Raw genomic sequence first — 16,474 nt, 5'->3', positions numbered from 1 at the left:
AAACCGACGAGCAGTCTCAAAGCCTATCACCAATATGCCTATTGGGTCTGTCACGTCGCTAGTGTGGTTGGCCACGGGCGTCAGGAAATCGTATCGCTGCCGGTAGCAGCATGACGCCGGATGCCTGTGCAGGCGTTGAGGAGCACTGCGTTGCAGTCTTTGGTTCCGTGTTTGCTGGGGGCGGACGAGGGACAATCAGTGGATGGCAGTGGCGGTCTCTGAATCCGAACAAAAATTTCAATACCAGCTTGGCAGGACACCGTGAAAGAAAAAGGGCACCGGTGGGGGTGCCCTTTCAAGTAGTGGCTGTTGTGTCGATACTACGGAATTACTGTCAGCGTGGCATGGGATTCATGTCTGCATCACGGAATTCGTGTCAGCGACACGGAATTAATGTCACCATACACGTTAGCGGTATTCTTCGCCGGTGAGGGCGTTGATGATTTTGAAGTTTTCGACGTGGTAGTTGAGGTCCGCACGGAAGGCGAGTTTGGCGCCGTAAAGTTTCTCCATGCGCACGAGCAATTCCGCGTCTTCGCTGCGGAGCCGTTCCAAGATGCTTGGGTGGACGAGGACGCGCAGGGAGTATTCCTTCACATCGCTGCGGAGTTGCAGGCGGCGGAGAACGGAGGAGAGCTTGCGTTGCAGTTCGACCGACATCGTCGTGGCGCTCTTCACGATGCCGCGGCCTCGGCAATACGGGCAGTCCGTATAGAGATTGCTCGAGAGCGACTCCTGCTGGCGCTGGCGGGTCATTTGCATGATGCCGAGCGTGGAGATGGGGAGGATGTGATTCTTGGCTTTGTCCTGCGCCATTTCCGCGACCATTTTTTCGTAGATGGCGTTGCGGTGGCGGCGCTCCTTCATGTCGATGAAATCGATGATGATGAGGCCGCCGAGGTTGCGGAGGCGGATCTGGCGGGCGGCTTCGGTGGCGGCTTCGAGGTTGACGGCGTAGATGGTATTTTTCTCGTCGCCGCCGCGGTTTTTGTGGGAGCCGGTGTTAACGTCGATCGAGATGAGGGCCTCGGTTTCGTCGATGACGATTTCGCCGCCGGAGGGGAGGCCGACTTTGCGTTGCGCGGTCTGCTCGATCTGGCGCTCGATGTTGAAGCGTTCGAAGATCGGGATGCTGTCGTTGTAAAGGCCGATGCGGCCGCGGGAGCGTTGGGAGATCTGGCCGACGAGTGCCTGGGTGCGTTCGTGATCGGCCTTGTTGTCGATGAGCACGCGGTCGACCTCTTCGGTGAGGAAGTCGCGGACGGTGCGTTCGACGAGATCGGGCTCCTGATAGAGGCACGCGGGCGCGCGATCGTTGGCGGTCTTGGTGGAGATTTCCTCCCATTTCTTGAGGAGGAGGTGCAGGTCGCGCACGAAGTAACGCGTCTTTTTGCCTTCGCCGGCGGTGCGCACGATCACGCCCATGCCCTCGGGGATGGTGAGTTCGTTGAGCATCTGTTTGAGGCGTTTCCGCTCCTGCGGATCCTCGATCTTGCGCGAGATGCCACAGCCCTCGGAGAAGGGCATCAAAATCAGGTAACGCCCGGGGATCGAGAGATTGGTCGTGGTGCGCGGGCCCTTGGTGCCGATGGGGCCTTTGGTGACTTGGATGACGATGTCGGAGCCGGGCGGGTAGAGGTTGGGGATATCCTTGACGGTCGGCTCGGCGGAGCGGGCGGGTGCGTCTTTGCGGCGGTTGACGCGGACGACCTCAACGGAGGAATCGGCGGCGGCGGGGAGCATGTCCCAGTAATGGAGAAACGCGTTTTTGGCGTAGCCGATGTCGACAAAGGCGGCCTTGAGGCCGGGATCGAGGTTCTTGATGCGACCTTTGTAGATACCGCCGACCATGCGGTCGTCGGACTGGCGCTCGATCTCGAATTTCTCGAGGCGGCCGTCTACGAGCAGAGCGACCCGGCGCTCGAGGGGCTCGGAATTGATGATGAGTTCGCGGTAGGAACTCTTTTCCTTTTGAAAGACAGCGAGGACTTTTTGGAGAAAAGGCCGCTGTTTGGAGCGGTCGAGGGCGCCGGCTTTTAACTCGGTGGGATTGACAGAATCGGCGCTGACCGGGGCTGGGGCTTGCGCGAGTTCTTCATCGTAGCGTTGGGAAACATCCGACGGGGAGTCGGGGTGGGATTGCGATTGATCGCTCATGGTGCGGTGGTTTTGGCGGGACCACGGCGGCCGGTGCAGACGTTGCAGTGCAGGAAATCCCGGCAGAGCGGTGCGTAGCGCGAAGAAGGGATCTCATGTGAAATCCTTCCTGAAGCGATAGACGCTCTGGACCAGTCCTTGCAGCATGCAGCAACTAAGCACAAAGGAGCCACCGTAGCTGATGAAGGGAAGTGGTATGCCCGTGATGGGCACCAGCCCGATGGTCATGGCGATGTTCACAAACACATGCACCGTAAAGAGCACCGTGACGCCAATGGCGAGCAAAGTGCCGAAGCGGTCGCGGGCGAGGCCCGCGATGCGTATGCCGTTGAACAACACCAATCCAAACAAGCCGAGAACCGTGAGGCTTCCCAAAAATCCTTTTTCCTCGGCGATGACCGAGAAGATAAAATCGTTATGCGCGACCGAACGGGGCAGGTAGCCCAATTGCGCCTGCGTGCCCTTCGTCCAACCCTTGCCCATGAGGCCGCCGGAGCCGACGGAAATAAGCGACTGGGTGAGGTTGTAGGTATTTTCCGTGCCCTTCGGGTCGATCTTTTCAGGCGCGGCGAAGGCGAGGATGCGGTTGCGCTGGTAATCGTGGAGCGGAACGAAGGACTGGGCTTCATATTTGCCGCGGTCCGTCAGGTAAGAATACCCGTGCCGATCCATAAACTGCACATAGCTGTAACTGTCCCACGTCACCACAGCGACCAGGAGAATGAACGCGCCCAAGGCGACCCCGAAAAAGCGGGCGGACAGCCGGGACACATAAAGCATGGAAAACGCCATCGGGGGCAGAACGATAGCCGATTTTAGATCGGGCTGGAGCAGGATAAGTAACATGGGCACGCCTACCGCAAGAGCCAATTTGCCGAGAGCCCCGACCGACTGCTTCACGGTGCCGATTTCCGAGCGTATAAGAATGCTCGCTATGATGAGCAGCACGGCGACTTTGGCCGTTTCGGACGGTTGAAACGTGCCGAGTGGACCAAGGGGAATCCAGCGACTGGCGCCCCATTTTTCGGTGGTGGCGCCACCGACGCCCGGTAGGAGCACGATCACCAGCGGGATGAGGCAGACGAGATAAATCCAGTGGGCGACGCTGAGCCAGAAACGGTAATCGATCAGGGCGACGGCCGTATAGATGATGGCGCCGAGGCCGAGGAACACCACCTGCTTGATCCAGTCATCGCCGTGGCGCTCCAATTGAGCGCTGTAGATAAATGCGATGCCGAACAGCGCGAGCCCGAGAATCCCCACCGGCGTGACCCAATCCCAGCGTTCGCGCGTGGTGGGGCGGAACACCCGGAAGTAGTCGAGAGGAGTGCGGAGATTCACGGCAAGGGAGACGGCAGGTTCAAGAAACCGTTCGTCGCGGCCAGCGCAATCCGGGAAAACTTCCGAACGCGTTAAATGCGCGCGGAGCCGCCGTTTCGAGGTCGGTCAGGAACGGGGCGGCGGTGACGTGGCTGGATCGCGCGCAAAACGTCGCGAGAAAACTTGAGGTTTCAACCGGTGCCCCTAGGGTGCGCCCCTCTTGTGATAATCCTGCGCGCAGCGGTGGTGACGGTGTCCTTGGGAGCGAGCGAACCGATCGATTGGACACTGAGTTGGACCTTGGTCCTTGGCATGGCCGTGGGCTTTGGGGTCGTCTGGGCGTTTACACGCCATACCCGGCGCGTGGCGCGGGAAAATGCGGCCGAATTGATCGAGGTCGCGCGCCGGGAGGCGGCGGTGACCGCAGAGGAGATTAAACAAAAGGCGGAGAGCGAGATCCAAGAGAAGCGTGCGGATCTGAATCGCGAATTTGACCGGCGGGAGATCGAGGCGGATGTGCGGCTGCGGGAGATCCGCGCGCACGAGGAATCATTGGCCCTGCTGGATTTTCAACTGGAGCAGCGCTCGGAGCGGTTGAACCGCGAAAACGCGGCGGTGCGGCAGGCGCGCGATGCCATTCGGGCGCTGTCGAAGAGCCTGCGGCAGCGGCTCGAAGGCGTGTCGCAAATGGATGCGGAGGAGATCCGCCGGACGTTGCGGGAAGAAGTGATGCTCGAGTGCCAGGACGAGTTGCGCGCGTTGAAGCGCGAGACGCTCGAGAAGTCGGAGCGTGAACTGGATAACGAAGCCGCACGCATCCTCCTGGCGGCGATGCAGCGGCTGGCGGGGCGGTCGAGCTATGACCTCACCTCGACGATCGTGGCGTTGCCGAGCGAGGAAATGAAAGGCCGCATCATCGGGCGCGAGGGGCGCAATATCAAAGCGTTTGAAGCGGCGACCGGGGCTACGCTCTTGATCGACGAGTCGCCGCAGACGGTGCTGGTGTCGTCCTTTGATCCCGTGCGGCGTGAAGTGGCGCGAGCGGCGCTCGATGCTCTGGTGAAAGACGGGCGCATCCATCCGGCCATGATCGAGGAATGCGTTCGCCGGGCGCAGGAGGATGTGGAGTCAATGGCGGTTCAGGCCGGCGAGGAAGCGGTCAGCCGGCTGCGCATCAATGGTCTCCATCCCGACATCATCGCCGGGGTGGGGCGCTTGAAATACCGGTTTTCCTACAATCAAAACGTGCTCGAGCACTCGATCGAGACGGCGGAACTCGCCGCGATGATTGCCAGCGAGGCCGGGCTCGATCCGAACGTGGCGAAGCGCGCGGGTTTGCTGCACGACATCGGCAAGGCGTTGCCCTCCGAACTTGGCGGCAGCCATGCGCATGTGGGTGCGGAGTTTGTGAAGCACTTGGGCGAAACGCCGATCGTGGTGAACGCGATCGCGGCGCACCACGAAGAGGTGAAACCGGAAACGGTTTACGCAGGCCTGTTGATTCTGGCCGATATGATCTCCGCGACCCGGCCCGGCGCGCGCGTGGAAGCGATGGCGAATTACGTGCAACGACTCGAGCGGCTGGAGAAACTGGCGTCGTCGATCGAAGGCGTGCAGCAGGCGTTTGCGATTCAAGCGGGGCGGGAGATCCGCGTCGTGGTGGCGCCAAATGCGGTCACCGATGACCGCGCCCGGGAGATCGCGAAGGACCTGCGCCGCAAGATCGAAACCGAACTCAAGTCGCCGTGCGCAATCAAGATTACGGTAATCCGCGAGAGCCGTTTCACAGAAACAGCGGGCTGACGCGTGGGAGGAGCGAGTGCGGGTGATGAGTAGCGGGTGGCGATTGTCGGGGGCGTGGCGAACAGATGTGCGTTGCCCAGAGCGCCAGGCGAGCGTCGGTGGCGGAGGATTTCTACTCGCTACTCACTATCCGCTTCTCACTACTTTTCCGCATGGCCGATCCCAAGCTGCTCGAAACTTTTGCCAATCCGGCTCCGCAACGCGACTACGTGATTGAGCACACGCATCACGAGTTCACCTCGCTTTGCCCGATGACGGGCCACCCCGACTTCGCGGACATCACGGTGCGCTACGTGGCGGACAAGAGCTGCGTGGAGCTCAAGTCGCTCAAGCTGTATTTCCACGCGTTTCGCAACGAGGGGATCTTCTTCGAGGCGGCGACGAACAAGATTTGCGACGATTTGGGCCGCGCGTTGCGGCCGCGGGAACTGACGATCATCGCGGACTGGAAAGCGCGCGGTGGGTTCAGTTCGCGGGTCACGGCGAGTTGGAACGCGAAAAAAACGCCCGGACGTTCGCGGAAGTAAACGGGCGGCGGCCCGGCGCCACCAAGAAGAGAATGGGTGCCGGCGGCAGTCCGCGGCAGGCGCACCGGCCAGACGTGCGGAGCGAGTCAGCGGTTCAACGCCGCGTTCATGCGAGCTAAATTCTGGCGTGCTTCGTCGAGCGTGGGGTCGAGGCGCAAAGCCGTCGCGAACTCAGCACGTGCTTCCGCCCAGCGATGCAGGGCCGCGAGCGCGAGGCCGAGGCCATTGTGCGCATCGGCGACATCGGGTTGCGCACGCACGACGGTGGAAAATTCACGCGCGGCCTCGTCGGCCCGGTCGGTGACAAGGAGGACGTGCGCGAGCGCGAAGCGGATGGCCGTATTGCCAGGCTCGCGTTGCACGACGGTTTGCAGATGGGGCAGCGCCTCGGCCGGCCGTCCCATGCGCCCCAGTAGCATGCCGATTTCCTGATGGAGCGAGACATCGTGCGGCGCGAGACGCAGGGCGGCTTGATATTGCGCGAGGGCCGCTTCGTCGCGTCCGGCGAAGTCCAGCGCGCTGGCATAGGCGTGGAGAATATCGCCATCGTCCGGCCGGTGCTGCGCGGCGCGTTGGTAGTGAGCGAGTCCGTCGTCCAGTTGTCCAAGGTGAACGAGGCAATCGCCGAGGGCGTAGTCGGCGAGCGGATAGTCGGGCTCAACGCTGAGAGCGATCCGCAGGAGGGGGACCGCCGCGGCGAACTGACCGCGCGCGACGAGGGCGTTGGCGAGGCCGAAACACGCCTGCGCGTTGCGCGGCTCGAGATCCAAGGCGCGTTGAAACTCGGCGCGGGCGGCGTCGACTTGTCGGTCGAGGGCGAGGGCGTTGCCGAGGTTGACGTGCGCGCGGGCGTTGTCGGGTTGTTTCGCGACAGTATCCGTCCAGAGCGCAATGGCGGAGCGATAGTCAAAATTGCGATCCACGGTGGCGGCGGCGGCGACCAAGCTCAGCGCCGCGACACCGGCGAGCGCCCAGCGTTGGCCGAGGCGGTAAGCGCCGAGCACGGCGAGCGACACGACCGCCGCGAGCGGCAGATACATCCGGTGCTCTGCGATGGTTTGCGTGGCCAGCGGCACAAAGCTGGAACTGGGCGCGAGGATCACGAAAAATCCGCCCGCGAGGAAACCCACACGTGGCCGGCGCACGAGGGCGAAGACCGTGCCGGCGAGGAGGGCAACGAGCAGCACGGCCTGCCACCAAACCGCGCCGAGGGTTTGCGCAACCGACGTGCCGTAATCGAAGACCAGCGGCGCGGGCCACAGCGAGAGGCGAAGATAGAGCACCAGCGCGCGGCATTGCGTGAGCGCATAGTGCCATACGCTCACTCCGAGGCCGAAGCCCACGGTGCCGCCCCGATCGTGATTGGACGCCATGAGCAGAGCGAGCAGCAGCCAGGATCCCGCGAGACCGGCATAAAACCAGCGCCGGCGAATCCACGCCGCGCGAAATGTGCCGGCGACGAACGTGCGATCATAGAGCAACGCGACCAGCGGAGCGGTCGCGACGATTTCCTTCGCGGCGACGCCGAGCACGCAGGCGGCGATGCTGAGCGCGGCCCAACCGCGGGAGGCGTTGTCTTCAACACTCCGGACAAACGTGTAAAGGGTGAGGAGATAAAAAAGCGCGCCGAGTAATTCCGAGCGTTGAATCACCGACGCGACCGACTCGGTGAGCAGCGGGTGCACCGCCCACAAGAGGGCGATGCCGAAAGCGAGCCAGAGTGCATCGGCACCGAACAGATCGCGCACCGTCGGCCGGACGAGCGTGCGGCGCACGAGGCCGAAAAGGGTGAGCGCGGCGGCGAAATGAAGGGCGAGATTGAAGAGATGGTAACCGCGAACCTCGAGTCCACCGATGGCGTAGTTGAGCGCGAGGGAGAGATTGACGATGGGCCGACCCACAGCGCCGGCGGCGGTGGTGGGCGGAGTGAGCGCGTCGCCAGGCGGCCAGAGATGGCGGATGGACGGGTTGTCCACGATCGCGCTCGAATCGTCGAAAACAAAAGGCGCGGAGAGAACGTTGGCGTAAACGAGGAAGATCGCGGCCCCGAGAACCAGAGCGGCGGCGAGCACGAGCCAGGGGTTGTGCGCGGCCGATCGCGGAGCGAGGGGGCGAACCGACGTAGAATGTCCGGACGCGACGGGCATAAACTTATTCGATGACGGCAAAGGCGGTGGGCTACAATTTTGGGGCGCGCGGGCGATGGCCGGGCGCGGGCGCGGTGGAAGGGGTTAACGGCGCAATGCGGCCACTACCTCGGCATGAAGCCCGGGCGCGGCGGCGATCGTGGACTCGGCGGGGAAGGGCGCGGCGCCTTGCCAGTCGGTGATCGTGCCGCCGGCGCCGCGGATGATGGGGACGAGTGCGGCGATATCCCACGGGTTCATGATGGGGTCGAGCATTACGTCGGCATAGCCGGAGGCGACCAGCAGGTAACCGTAACAATCGCCCCAAGTGCGGACGAGTCGCGCGCGCGCGGCGAGCGCTTCGAATGCGGTGCGATTTTGGTACTTCGCGGGATTGAACGGATCGCTCGTCAGCAGCGTGGCTTCCTCGATGCGCGTCACGGCGCGGCAGCGCACGGGGCGGTCGTTGAGCGTGGTCGTGGCACCGTCGCCGAGCAGGAGCTGGCCGAGGATCGGCTGGTGGATGCAGCCGAGGATGGGCTGGCCGTCGTGGAGCAGCGCGATGAGCGTGCCCCACAGCGGGACGCCGGTGATGAACGACTTCGTGCCGTCGATCGGGTCGAGCACCCAGACGAATTCGGCGTCGGTGTTTTCGGCGCCGAGTTCCTCACCGAGGATGCCGTGCGCAGGAAATTTCGCGGCGATGAGTTGGCGAAGGAGTTCCTCCGCGCCGCGATCGGCGGCCGTGACGGGACTGGCGTCGCTCTTGGTTTCCACGACGAGGTCGGGACGGCCGAAAAACGGGCGGATGAATTCGCCGCTGCGGGTGGCGAGTTCCTGCATGAAGGAGCGGTAAGGCGCGACGTCCATGGCGGGAGGGTGAAAAGTTGCGCGGACCGAATCGATTGAAAAGCGAGGGGATCCGGCCGGGGGGTGCGCAAAAAAAACCGCCGCTCGGTGAGGAGCGGCGGCGGGAAGGCGAGCGAATGAACTCAGGTCGCCGGTTCGGGCGGTGGCGTCGCTCCCGGCGCAGTGGATTCCGGGGCGGCGTCAGAGGCCGGCGTTTCGGGCGACGTCGCATCCGTGGATTCCGAGGACGCTTCGTTGGCGGCCTGCTCTTCGTCGGTCTCGACGATGCGGGCGATGCTCAGGAGCTTGTCGCCCTCGGCGAGGGTCACGAGGCGCACGCCCTTGCCGCCGCGGTGCACTTCGCGAATCGTGTTCACCGGGCAGCGCACGCTCTGGCCCTTGGCGGTGAGGAGCATGATTTCATCGGTGTCGCGAATGCTCAAGGCGCCGGCGAGATTGATCGAGCCGTCTTCGGGGAGGTCGATCGCCCAGACGCCGGAGCCGCCGCGGTTGATGAGGCGGTAGTCTTCGAAGCGCGTGCGCACGCCGAGGCCGGCTTCGCTCGCGACGAGGAATTTCGCCTCGTGATCGACGACTTCGATGGCTTGGAGGAAGTCGCTTTCGAGTTTGAAGCGCATGCCGGTGACGCCGCCCGTGGCGCGGCCGGTGGCGCGGAAGAGTTCGATGCCGCTCTCGGGATCGCGTTCGCGAAAGCGCACGGCCAGGCCTTGGTGTGAAACGAGGATGAGTTCGTCGTTACCGGTGGTGAGGACGGTGCCGATGACGCTGTCGCCTTCGGCGAGGTTGATGCCGATGAGGCCGCCTTCGCGGGTGGCGTTGGCGTAGTCGGCGAGCGCGCTCTTTTTGATGACGCCGCGTTTCGTCCCCATGACGAGGAAGCGATCATTGGCGAAGTCTTTCACGCAGAGCATGGCGGCGATCGTCTCGCCCTGGCCGAGGCGCAGGAACGACGAAACGGATTTGCCCTTGGAGGTGCGGGTGCCTTCGGGCACGTCGTAGACTTTTTTCGCGAGGCACTGGCCGGTGCTTGTGAGAAAAAGGATGTAATCGTGCGTGGACGCGGTGAAGAGATTTTCGACGAAATCCTCATCGTAGGTCTCGGCGCCGATGACGCCTTTGCCGCCGCGGCGTTGGGAACGGTAGTCGGCGACAGGCGTGCGTTTGATGAAGCCGGCGTGGGAGACGGTGATGACGCAGCCCTCGTTGGGAATGACGTCCTCCATGCGAAACTCGGCGGCGGAGCCGACGATTTCGGTGCGGCGCGGCGAGGAGTATTTCGCGCGCATTTCGAGGAGCTCGGACTTGATGAGGGCGAGGAGCTTGGTCTCGGAGTCGAGAATGCTGCGGAGCTCTTCGATGAGCTTCATCAACTCCATGTATTCGGCCTCGATCTTGCCGCGTTCGAGGCCGGTGAGTTGATAGAGACGCAACTCGAGGATGGCGTCGGTCTGGCGCTCGGAGAGCGGATACTTCGCCATCAAGCGCTCCTTGGCCTCCTGACGATTGGCGGAGGCGCGGATGATTTTGACGAAGTCGTCGAGGTTATCGAGGGCGATGATGTAGCCTTCGAGGATGTGCGCGCGTTCCTCGGCACGTTTGAGGCGGAAACGCGTGCGGCGGGTGACGACATCGCGGCGGTGCTCGATGTAGCACTCGATGAGTTCCTTGATGTTCATCTGCTTCGGCCGCTTCTGGTCGAGGGCGAGCAGGGTGACGCCGAAGGACGACTCGAGGGCCGTCTTCTGGAAAAGCTGGTTGATGACGACGCGCGACTGTTCGCCGCGCTTCAGCTCGATGACGATGCGGGTGTTTTCGTCGGACTCGTCGCGCAGGTCGCGGATGCCGTCGATGAGTTTGTCGCTGACGAGCTCGGCGATGCGGGTGACGAGGTTGGCGCGGTTAACGTTATACGGAATCTCCGTGATGACGATCTGCTCCATGCCGCCCTTGAGCTCCTCGGTGTGGGCTTTGCCGCGAGTGCGGACGATGCCCTTGCCGGTCTTGAGATAACTCAGGATGCCTTCGCGGCCGGAGATGACGCCGCCGGTCGGGAAATCCGGCCCCTGCACGATGGTGCAGAGTTCGTCGACGGAGATGCGCGGGTTGTCGATGATGGCGCAGGTGGCGTCGATGATCTCGTCGAGGTTGTGCGGCGGGATGTTGGTGGCCATGCCGACGGCGATGCCCGTCGAGCCGTTCATCAACAAATTGGGCAGCGCGGACGGGAGAACGGTCGGCTCGGTGGTCGACTCCTTGTAGTTCGGAACGAAATCGACGGTGTCCTCCTCAATGTCTTTGAGCAGGTCCTCGGCGATGGCGTTGAGGCGGGCCTCCGTGTAACGATAAGCGGCGGGCGGATCACCGTCGACGGAGCCGAAGTTGCCTTGGGGATCGATGAGCGGGTAACGCATGACCCATGTCTGCGCGAGGCGCACGAGCGTGTCGTAAACGGAGGAGTCGCCGTGCGGGTGATAGTTTTTCAGCACTTCACCGACGACGCCGGCGCACTTATCGAAGGGGCGATTGTGGACGAGCCCTTCGCGCAACATGGCGTAAAGGATGCGGCGCTGGACGGGCTTGAGGCCGTCGCGCGCATCCGGCAGCGCACGCGAGATGATGACCGACATCGAGTAATCGATGTAGGCCGTCTGCATGATGTCGGTGATGTTGGCCGAGGAGAGTTTTTCGCTCGCTGTATACATTCAGGGAAAGAGGTCGGGTGAAGCGCGAAGACGGGTGGGTCGGAGCAAGGAAACGCTGAGGCGCTGACGAAGGCTCAGACGTCGAGGTATTGCACGTTGAGGGCGTTGTCTTCGATGAATTGGCGGCGGGGCGGGACTTCGTCGCCCATCAGCAGCGTGAAGAGCTGGTCGGCTTTCGCGGCGTCGTTGACCGACACTTTGAGGAGCCGGCGCTTTTCCGGATCCATCGTCGTTTCGAAGAGCTGTTTCGGGTTCATTTCCCCGAGACCTTTGTAACGTTGAATGGAGAGGCCCTTGCGGCCGTTGGCGCGGATGTGCGCGACGATGTCGAGGGGGGAGAAAAGCTCCGACTTGGCCTCGGACTTCTGGCCGGGATTTTCCGTGAGGAGATAGCGCGGCTCTTCCGTCGCGTTGAAGCGAGTGATATCAAGGCCGATGCGGGCGACGGCTTTCAGGAGTTTCGCCATCTCGGTGCTTTCGAAGATCTCGTGGATGGTGATGCGCTTCGCGGGCGCGGAGGATTTCTTTTCGCCGGCGACGGCGTTATCGGGCTGCTCGAAGAGATCGGCATCGAGGCCGTGCTCCTGCACGAAAGCGGCGCGCGCATGCTCGTCGCGGAGGAATTCGAAGGACTCCTTGTTACCCTCGCGGATGCGCGCGATGTAGCGCGGGAGTTCCTGCGTCTCGGGCTCGTGGCGGTTGAGATATTCGGGGAGCGAGGCGCCGTAACGCGTGACGCCGGCGCCAAGTTTTTCGAGGGCGGCGAGGTTTTCGACGATCTGATCGATCTGGCCGGGCGCGAACACGTGCTGGTCGCGCAGGCGCGTCAACACGAGGTCCTCCGAGCCGAGCTCGAGGAGGATGCGGTTGAGCTGTTCATCGTTGTCGATGTATTGCTCGCGCTTCTTGCGCTTGATTTTGTAGAGCGGCGGCTGGGCGATGTAGACGAAGCCGCGGTCGAAGAGGCCGCGCATCTGGCGATAAAGGAACGTGAGGAGCAGCGTGCGGATGTGGGAGCCGTCCACATCGGCGTCGGTCATGATGATGATCTTGTGGTAACGCGCTTTGTTTTCGTTGAACGCGTGATCGTCTTCGCCGGTGCCGATGCCGGTGCCGATGGCCGTGATGAGAGTGCGGATTTCCTCATTGTTGAGGACCTTGTCGAGCTGCGCCTTCTCGGAATTGATCAACTTGCCGCGGAGCGGAAGAATGGCTTGGAAGCGGCGGTCGCGGCCTTGCTTGGCGGAGCCACCGGCGGAGTCGCCCTCGACGATGTAGAGTTCGGTGAGCGCGGGATCGCGTTCGGAACAGTCGGCGAGTTTGCCGGGGAGGCCGCCGCCGGAGAGGGCGCCCTTGCGGATCGTCTCGCGGGCTTTGCGCGCGGCTTCGCGGGCGCGGGCGGCCATGAGGGTCTTGTCGATGATGCGTTTGGCGAGACCGGGCGTGGTTTCGAGCGCGAAGCGCAGCTTTTCGCCGACGATCTTTTGCACGATGCCGTCGACCTCGCCGTTGGAGAGCTTGGTCTTGGTCTGGCCCTCGAAACGCGGTTCGGGGACTTTGACGGAGATGACGGCGACGAGACCTTCGCGGACGTCCTCACCCGTGATGGGCGGATCCTTTTCCTTGAGGAGATTATTGGCCTTGGCGTAGCTGTTGATCACGCGGGTGAGGGCGGTGCGAAAGCCGCTCAGATGCGTGCCGCCCTCGATGTTGTAGATCGAGTTGGCGTAGGCGAAGACTTGGTCGTTGTAGGAATCGTTATATTGCAACGAGACATCGACGACGATGTTGGGGAGGGCGGGATTGGTCTCGTTGGGCGCGGAGTCGCTGAAGGTGATCGGCTTGTCGTGCAGAACGTTTTTGTTCTGGTTGAGAAAGCGGACGAACTCCGTGATGCCGTCCTTGAAGTAAAAGGAGTCGTTCTTTTGGGAGCGTTCGTCGCGCAGCTCGATGCGGATGCCGGGATTGAGAAACGCCAGCTCGCGCAGGCGTTTGGCGAGAATATCGTATTGGAATTCGCGCGTGGTTTTGAAGATCTCCGGATCGGGTTTGAACGTGATCTTGGTGCCGGTTTTCTTGGTGTCGCCGATGACCGCGATTTTTTGCGTGGTCTTGCCTTGGGCGAAGCGCATCTGGTGCACCTTGCCGTTGCGGCGGACTTCGGCCTCGAACCATTCGGAGACGGCATTGACGCATTTCGCGCCGACGCCGTGGAGGCCGCCGGACACCTGATACGCGCCTTTGCCGAATTTGCCGCCGGCGTGGAGATTGGTGAGGACGAGTTCGAGCGCCGGAATATGGTAAACCGGGTGGATGTCCACCGGGATGCCGCGGCCGTTGTCTTCGACGGAGCAGGAACCGTCGAGATGGATGGTGACGTTGACGGCGGAGGCGAAGCCGGCGAGCGCTTCGTCGATGGAGTTGTCGACCACCTCGAAAACGCAGTGGTGCAGGCCGCGCTCGTTCGTGTCGCCGATATACATGTCGGGGCGTTTGCGGACGCCCTCGAGGCCCTCGAGTTTTTGGATTTTGGAGGCGTCGTAAGCGTCGGCGCCGGCCTGTAATTTAGCGGAATTTTGCGGCTCGGGAGTGTCGGACATGAGCGATGAGTTAAGGGCGAAAATTAAAGGGGAAATTCGACCCGAAACGGCTCGGTGACGCGAGGAGTATTTTGGGGTTTTTTCGCGTCGGAAAAGGCCGGAAAATTGCGTCGGAAAACAGTTAAAAGGATTGCCGGCGGACGAGGGGGCGGCACGCTGCGGCCAACATGCTGACGCCCGTGCTGGAGAAGTTGTTAATCTTGCAGGATCGCGATGGCCGCTGCCGATCGTTGGAGGCGCAAATTACTGGTATGCCGAGAGAAGTGGCGACGGTGGAGGCCAAGATTGCGGCGGAAAAGGCGGCGATGGAGGCGGGGCGGGTGGAGTTACGCGATTTGGAGGTGAAGAAAAAGGGGATCGAAACGGAGATCGGTCAGGCCGAGGGGCGCCTGGCCAAATACAAAACGCACCAATCGCAGGTGCGGAAAAACGACGAATATCAGGCGCTCGGGAACGAGATCGCGACGACGCAGGCGGCGATCGGCGGCCTGGAAGAGCAGGAACTCGCGGTGATGTTTGAGATCGACGCGGCAAAGGCGCGGCTTGCGGCCGCGGATAAGGTGTCGAAGGAGAACGTGGCGGCGCACGAGAGCCGCATCCGGATGTTGAACGAGCGGGTGGCGACCTTGCGCGAGGAGCTCAAGGGGGCGGAGGCGGAGCGGACGACGGCGCGGGCGCCGGTGGAGGAGCCGGTGTTACGGATTTACGATCGCATCGCGACGCGGACGTTTCCGGTATGCGCGCCGATGCGCGAAAACAAATGCGGGGGATGTCACTTGAAGGTCTCGGGCGAAGTCGAGTCGCAGGCGCGCAACCGACACAGCGATGGCAAGCTGGCCACCTGCGATCAGTGCGGGCGGATCCTGTATTGGGAAGGCTGAGGCGGGGCGGCGCGGCCGGTTTTTTTTCCGGCGCGCGAGACGACACGCGCCGGATCGTGGAAAGCACCGCACGGCCGCTGATTTTATGCGGCGGCGCCGATGGCTTCGTCGAGCACGGCGAGGATGAAGTCGGCGTCGGCTTTCGTGATGTTCATCGGCGGAGCCATGCGAATGGTCTGGCCCCACAAGCCGCCTTTGCCAACGAGGAGGCCGAGTTCGCGGCAGTTCTCGACGACTTGCTGGCACGCCTCTTTGGCGGGCTCTTTGGTCTGTCGATCTTTCACGAACTCGAGGCCGACCATCAGGCCTTGGCCGCGCACGTCGCCAATGAGCGCGTGTTTCTCTTTGAGCTTGTTCAGTCCCGCGAGGAGGTGGCGGCCGAGTTCGAGGCAGTTTTGCTGCGTCTTTTCACGGGCGATGACGTCGAGGACGGCGGTGCCAATGGCGCAGACGACGGGGTTGCCGCCAAAGGTGTTGAAATGCGTCTTTTGCGTGAGCATCGCGGCGATTTTCGGGGTGGTGACGACGGCGGCGAGGGGCGCGCCATTGCCGATGCCTTTTGCCATGGTGACGATGTCGGGCACGACGCCGTGATTTTGGAAGCCCCAGAAATTCGTGCCAGTGCGGCCGAAACCGGTTTGCACTTCGTCGGCGATGCACACGCCGCCCGCCGCGCGGGCGTGGCCGTAGGCGTGCTGGAGATAGCCGGCGGGAAACTCGACGAAGCCGCCGACGCCTTGCATCGATTCGGCGATGAATGCGGCGATTTTGCCGGACGTGGCGTAGTCGATCACCTGTTTGACGTCGTCGGCGTATTTGCGGCCGGCGTCGGGATCGTCGTAGCCGAAGACGCCGCGATAGGAATAGGGCGTCTGGGCGTGATGCACGCCGAAGCTATGCGGGACATTGAATTTCCAATTGGAGTTTGCGGTCAGACCCATGCCCGCGGCGTTGCCGCCGTGGTAGGCGTTGCGCAGGGCGATCACGTCGTAGTTGCCGGTGTAGAGCCGCGCCATGAGGAGGGCGAGGTCGTTGGCTTCGGAGCCGGAGTTGACGAAGTAGCAGACCTTGAGATCGCCGGGGAGCGTGGACGCGAGCTTCTCGGCGAACTCGCCGATGTTCGGATGCAGGTAAAGCGTGGTGGCGTGTTGCAGCAGTTCGTTCTGCTGGTGCGCGGCGGCGACGACATGGGGGTGGCAGTGGCCGACGCTGACGGTGACGATGCCGCCGAGAGCATCGAGGTAGCGTTTGCCGGCGTCGTCCCAGAGCCACTGCATTTTCCCCTGCACGATCATGATGGGGTGCTTGTAGTAAGTGATGATGCCGGGGTTGAGGAATTCGCGGCGTTGCGCGAGGACCTGGCCGGCGGAAGGGCCGGTGTAAGGCGCAGGGGTGTGGGCGCAAGGCGGCAGCGGGATGTTTTTCATGGGAGAATGGAAGCGACTCTAAGGACGGGCGGAAAAGGTGGAAATGGGTGGAGCAGACGCC

The 16,474-nt window shown here is 62.7% G+C and carries 10 protein-coding genes; 3 read left to right on the top strand and 7 right to left on the bottom strand.

The window, feature by feature from the left end; genetic code table 11:
• Positions 1-408: 408 nt before the first annotated feature.
• Together K0B96_RS12595 and K0B96_RS12590 are read right to left on the bottom strand one after the other, a co-directional pair.
• The gene (locus K0B96_RS12595; protein WP_220161247.1) at positions 409-2,157 is read right to left on the bottom strand and encodes an Rne/Rng family ribonuclease; all 1,749 of its coding nucleotides are present in this window, start codon (positions 2,155-2,157) and stop codon (positions 409-411) included.
• A gap of 93 nt (positions 2,158-2,250) precedes the next feature.
• A complete protein-coding gene (locus K0B96_RS12590) occupies positions 2,251-3,498 on the bottom strand; it encodes an FtsW/RodA/SpoVE family cell cycle protein (RefSeq protein WP_255558655.1) in 1,248 nt (415 codons plus the stop codon).
• Between the two features lie 201 nt (positions 3,499-3,699).
• Between K0B96_RS12590 and rny the strand changes: the two genes are divergently transcribed.
• Positions 3,700-5,280 carry a ribonuclease Y gene (gene rny / locus K0B96_RS12585; protein ID WP_255558654.1) on the top strand — a complete coding sequence of 527 codons (1,581 nt, stop codon included), beginning with the start codon at positions 3,700-3,702 and terminating at the stop codon, positions 5,278-5,280.
• A 152-nt stretch (positions 5,281-5,432) separates the two neighbouring features.
• Positions 5,433-5,807 carry a preQ(1) synthase gene (queF, locus tag K0B96_RS12580; protein WP_220161246.1) on the top strand — a complete coding sequence of 125 codons (375 nt, stop codon included), beginning with the start codon at positions 5,433-5,435 and terminating at the stop codon, positions 5,805-5,807.
• An 86-nt stretch (positions 5,808-5,893) separates the two neighbouring features.
• On the opposite strand, the gene K0B96_RS12575 is transcribed toward queF, so the two are convergent.
• The 4 genes from K0B96_RS12575 to gyrB all read right to left on the bottom strand — a co-directional run bounded on the left by K0B96_RS12575 (position 5,894) and on the right by gyrB (position 14,105).
• Positions 5,894-7,954: a tetratricopeptide repeat protein gene (locus tag K0B96_RS12575; protein WP_220161245.1), complete on the bottom strand. Its 2,061-nt coding sequence runs from the start codon at positions 7,952-7,954 to the stop codon at positions 5,894-5,896.
• Between the two features lie 84 nt (positions 7,955-8,038).
• Positions 8,039-8,803 (bottom strand): histidinol-phosphatase, encoded by a 765-nt coding sequence (gene hisN / locus K0B96_RS12570; RefSeq protein ID WP_220161244.1) that lies wholly within the window; start codon positions 8,801-8,803, stop codon positions 8,039-8,041.
• Positions 8,804-8,925: 122 nt separating this feature from the next.
• Positions 8,926-11,505, bottom strand: a complete 2,580-nt coding sequence (gene gyrA / locus K0B96_RS12565; protein ID WP_220161243.1) for a DNA gyrase subunit A — start codon at positions 11,503-11,505, stop codon at positions 8,926-8,928.
• A 74-nt stretch (positions 11,506-11,579) separates the two neighbouring features.
• Complete coding sequence (gene gyrB / locus K0B96_RS12560; protein WP_220161242.1) at positions 11,580-14,105, bottom strand: DNA topoisomerase (ATP-hydrolyzing) subunit B; 2,526 nt, start codon at positions 14,103-14,105, stop codon at positions 11,580-11,582.
• A 167-nt stretch (positions 14,106-14,272) separates the two neighbouring features.
• On the opposite strand from gyrB, the gene K0B96_RS12555 reads away from it, so the two are divergent.
• Complete coding sequence (locus K0B96_RS12555; protein WP_220161241.1) at positions 14,273-14,986, top strand: zinc ribbon domain-containing protein; 714 nt, start codon at positions 14,273-14,275, stop codon at positions 14,984-14,986.
• 83 nt (positions 14,987-15,069) lie between these two features.
• Here the strand turns inward: K0B96_RS12555 and K0B96_RS12550 are convergent, their stop codons facing one another.
• A complete protein-coding gene (locus K0B96_RS12550; RefSeq protein ID WP_220161240.1) occupies positions 15,070-16,413 on the bottom strand; it encodes an aspartate aminotransferase family protein in 1,344 nt (447 codons plus the stop codon).
• Positions 16,414-16,474 lie beyond the last annotated feature (61 nt).

This window comes from Horticoccus luteus, assembly GCF_019464535.1.
Taxonomy (GTDB): Bacteria; Verrucomicrobiota; Verrucomicrobiia; order Opitutales; family Opitutaceae; genus Horticoccus; species Horticoccus luteus.
This window is presented reverse-complemented; position numbering and strand designations above follow the sequence as displayed.

Excerpts from the sequence above, each read along its gene's own strand:
- K0B96_RS12595 (WP_220161247.1), bottom strand. The coding sequence starts at position 2,157 with ATGAGCGATCAATCGCAATCCCACCCCGACTCCCCGTCGGATGTTTCC.
- queF (WP_220161246.1), top strand. The coding sequence starts at position 5,433 with ATGGCCGATCCCAAGCTGCTCGAAACTTTTGCCAATCCGGCTCCGCAA.
- K0B96_RS12575 (WP_220161245.1), bottom strand. The coding sequence starts at position 7,954 with ATGCCCGTCGCGTCCGGACATTCTACGTCGGTTCGCCCCCTCGCTCCG.
- hisN (WP_220161244.1), bottom strand. The coding sequence starts at position 8,803 with ATGGACGTCGCGCCTTACCGCTCCTTCATGCAGGAACTCGCCACCCGC.
- gyrA (WP_220161243.1), bottom strand. The coding sequence starts at position 11,505 with ATGTATACAGCGAGCGAAAAACTCTCCTCGGCCAACATCACCGACATC.
- gyrB (WP_220161242.1), bottom strand. The coding sequence starts at position 14,105 with ATGTCCGACACTCCCGAGCCGCAAAATTCCGCTAAATTACAGGCCGGC.
- K0B96_RS12555 (WP_220161241.1), top strand. The coding sequence starts at position 14,273 with ATGCTGACGCCCGTGCTGGAGAAGTTGTTAATCTTGCAGGATCGCGAT.
- K0B96_RS12550 (WP_220161240.1), bottom strand. The coding sequence starts at position 16,413 with ATGAAAAACATCCCGCTGCCGCCTTGCGCCCACACCCCTGCGCCTTAC.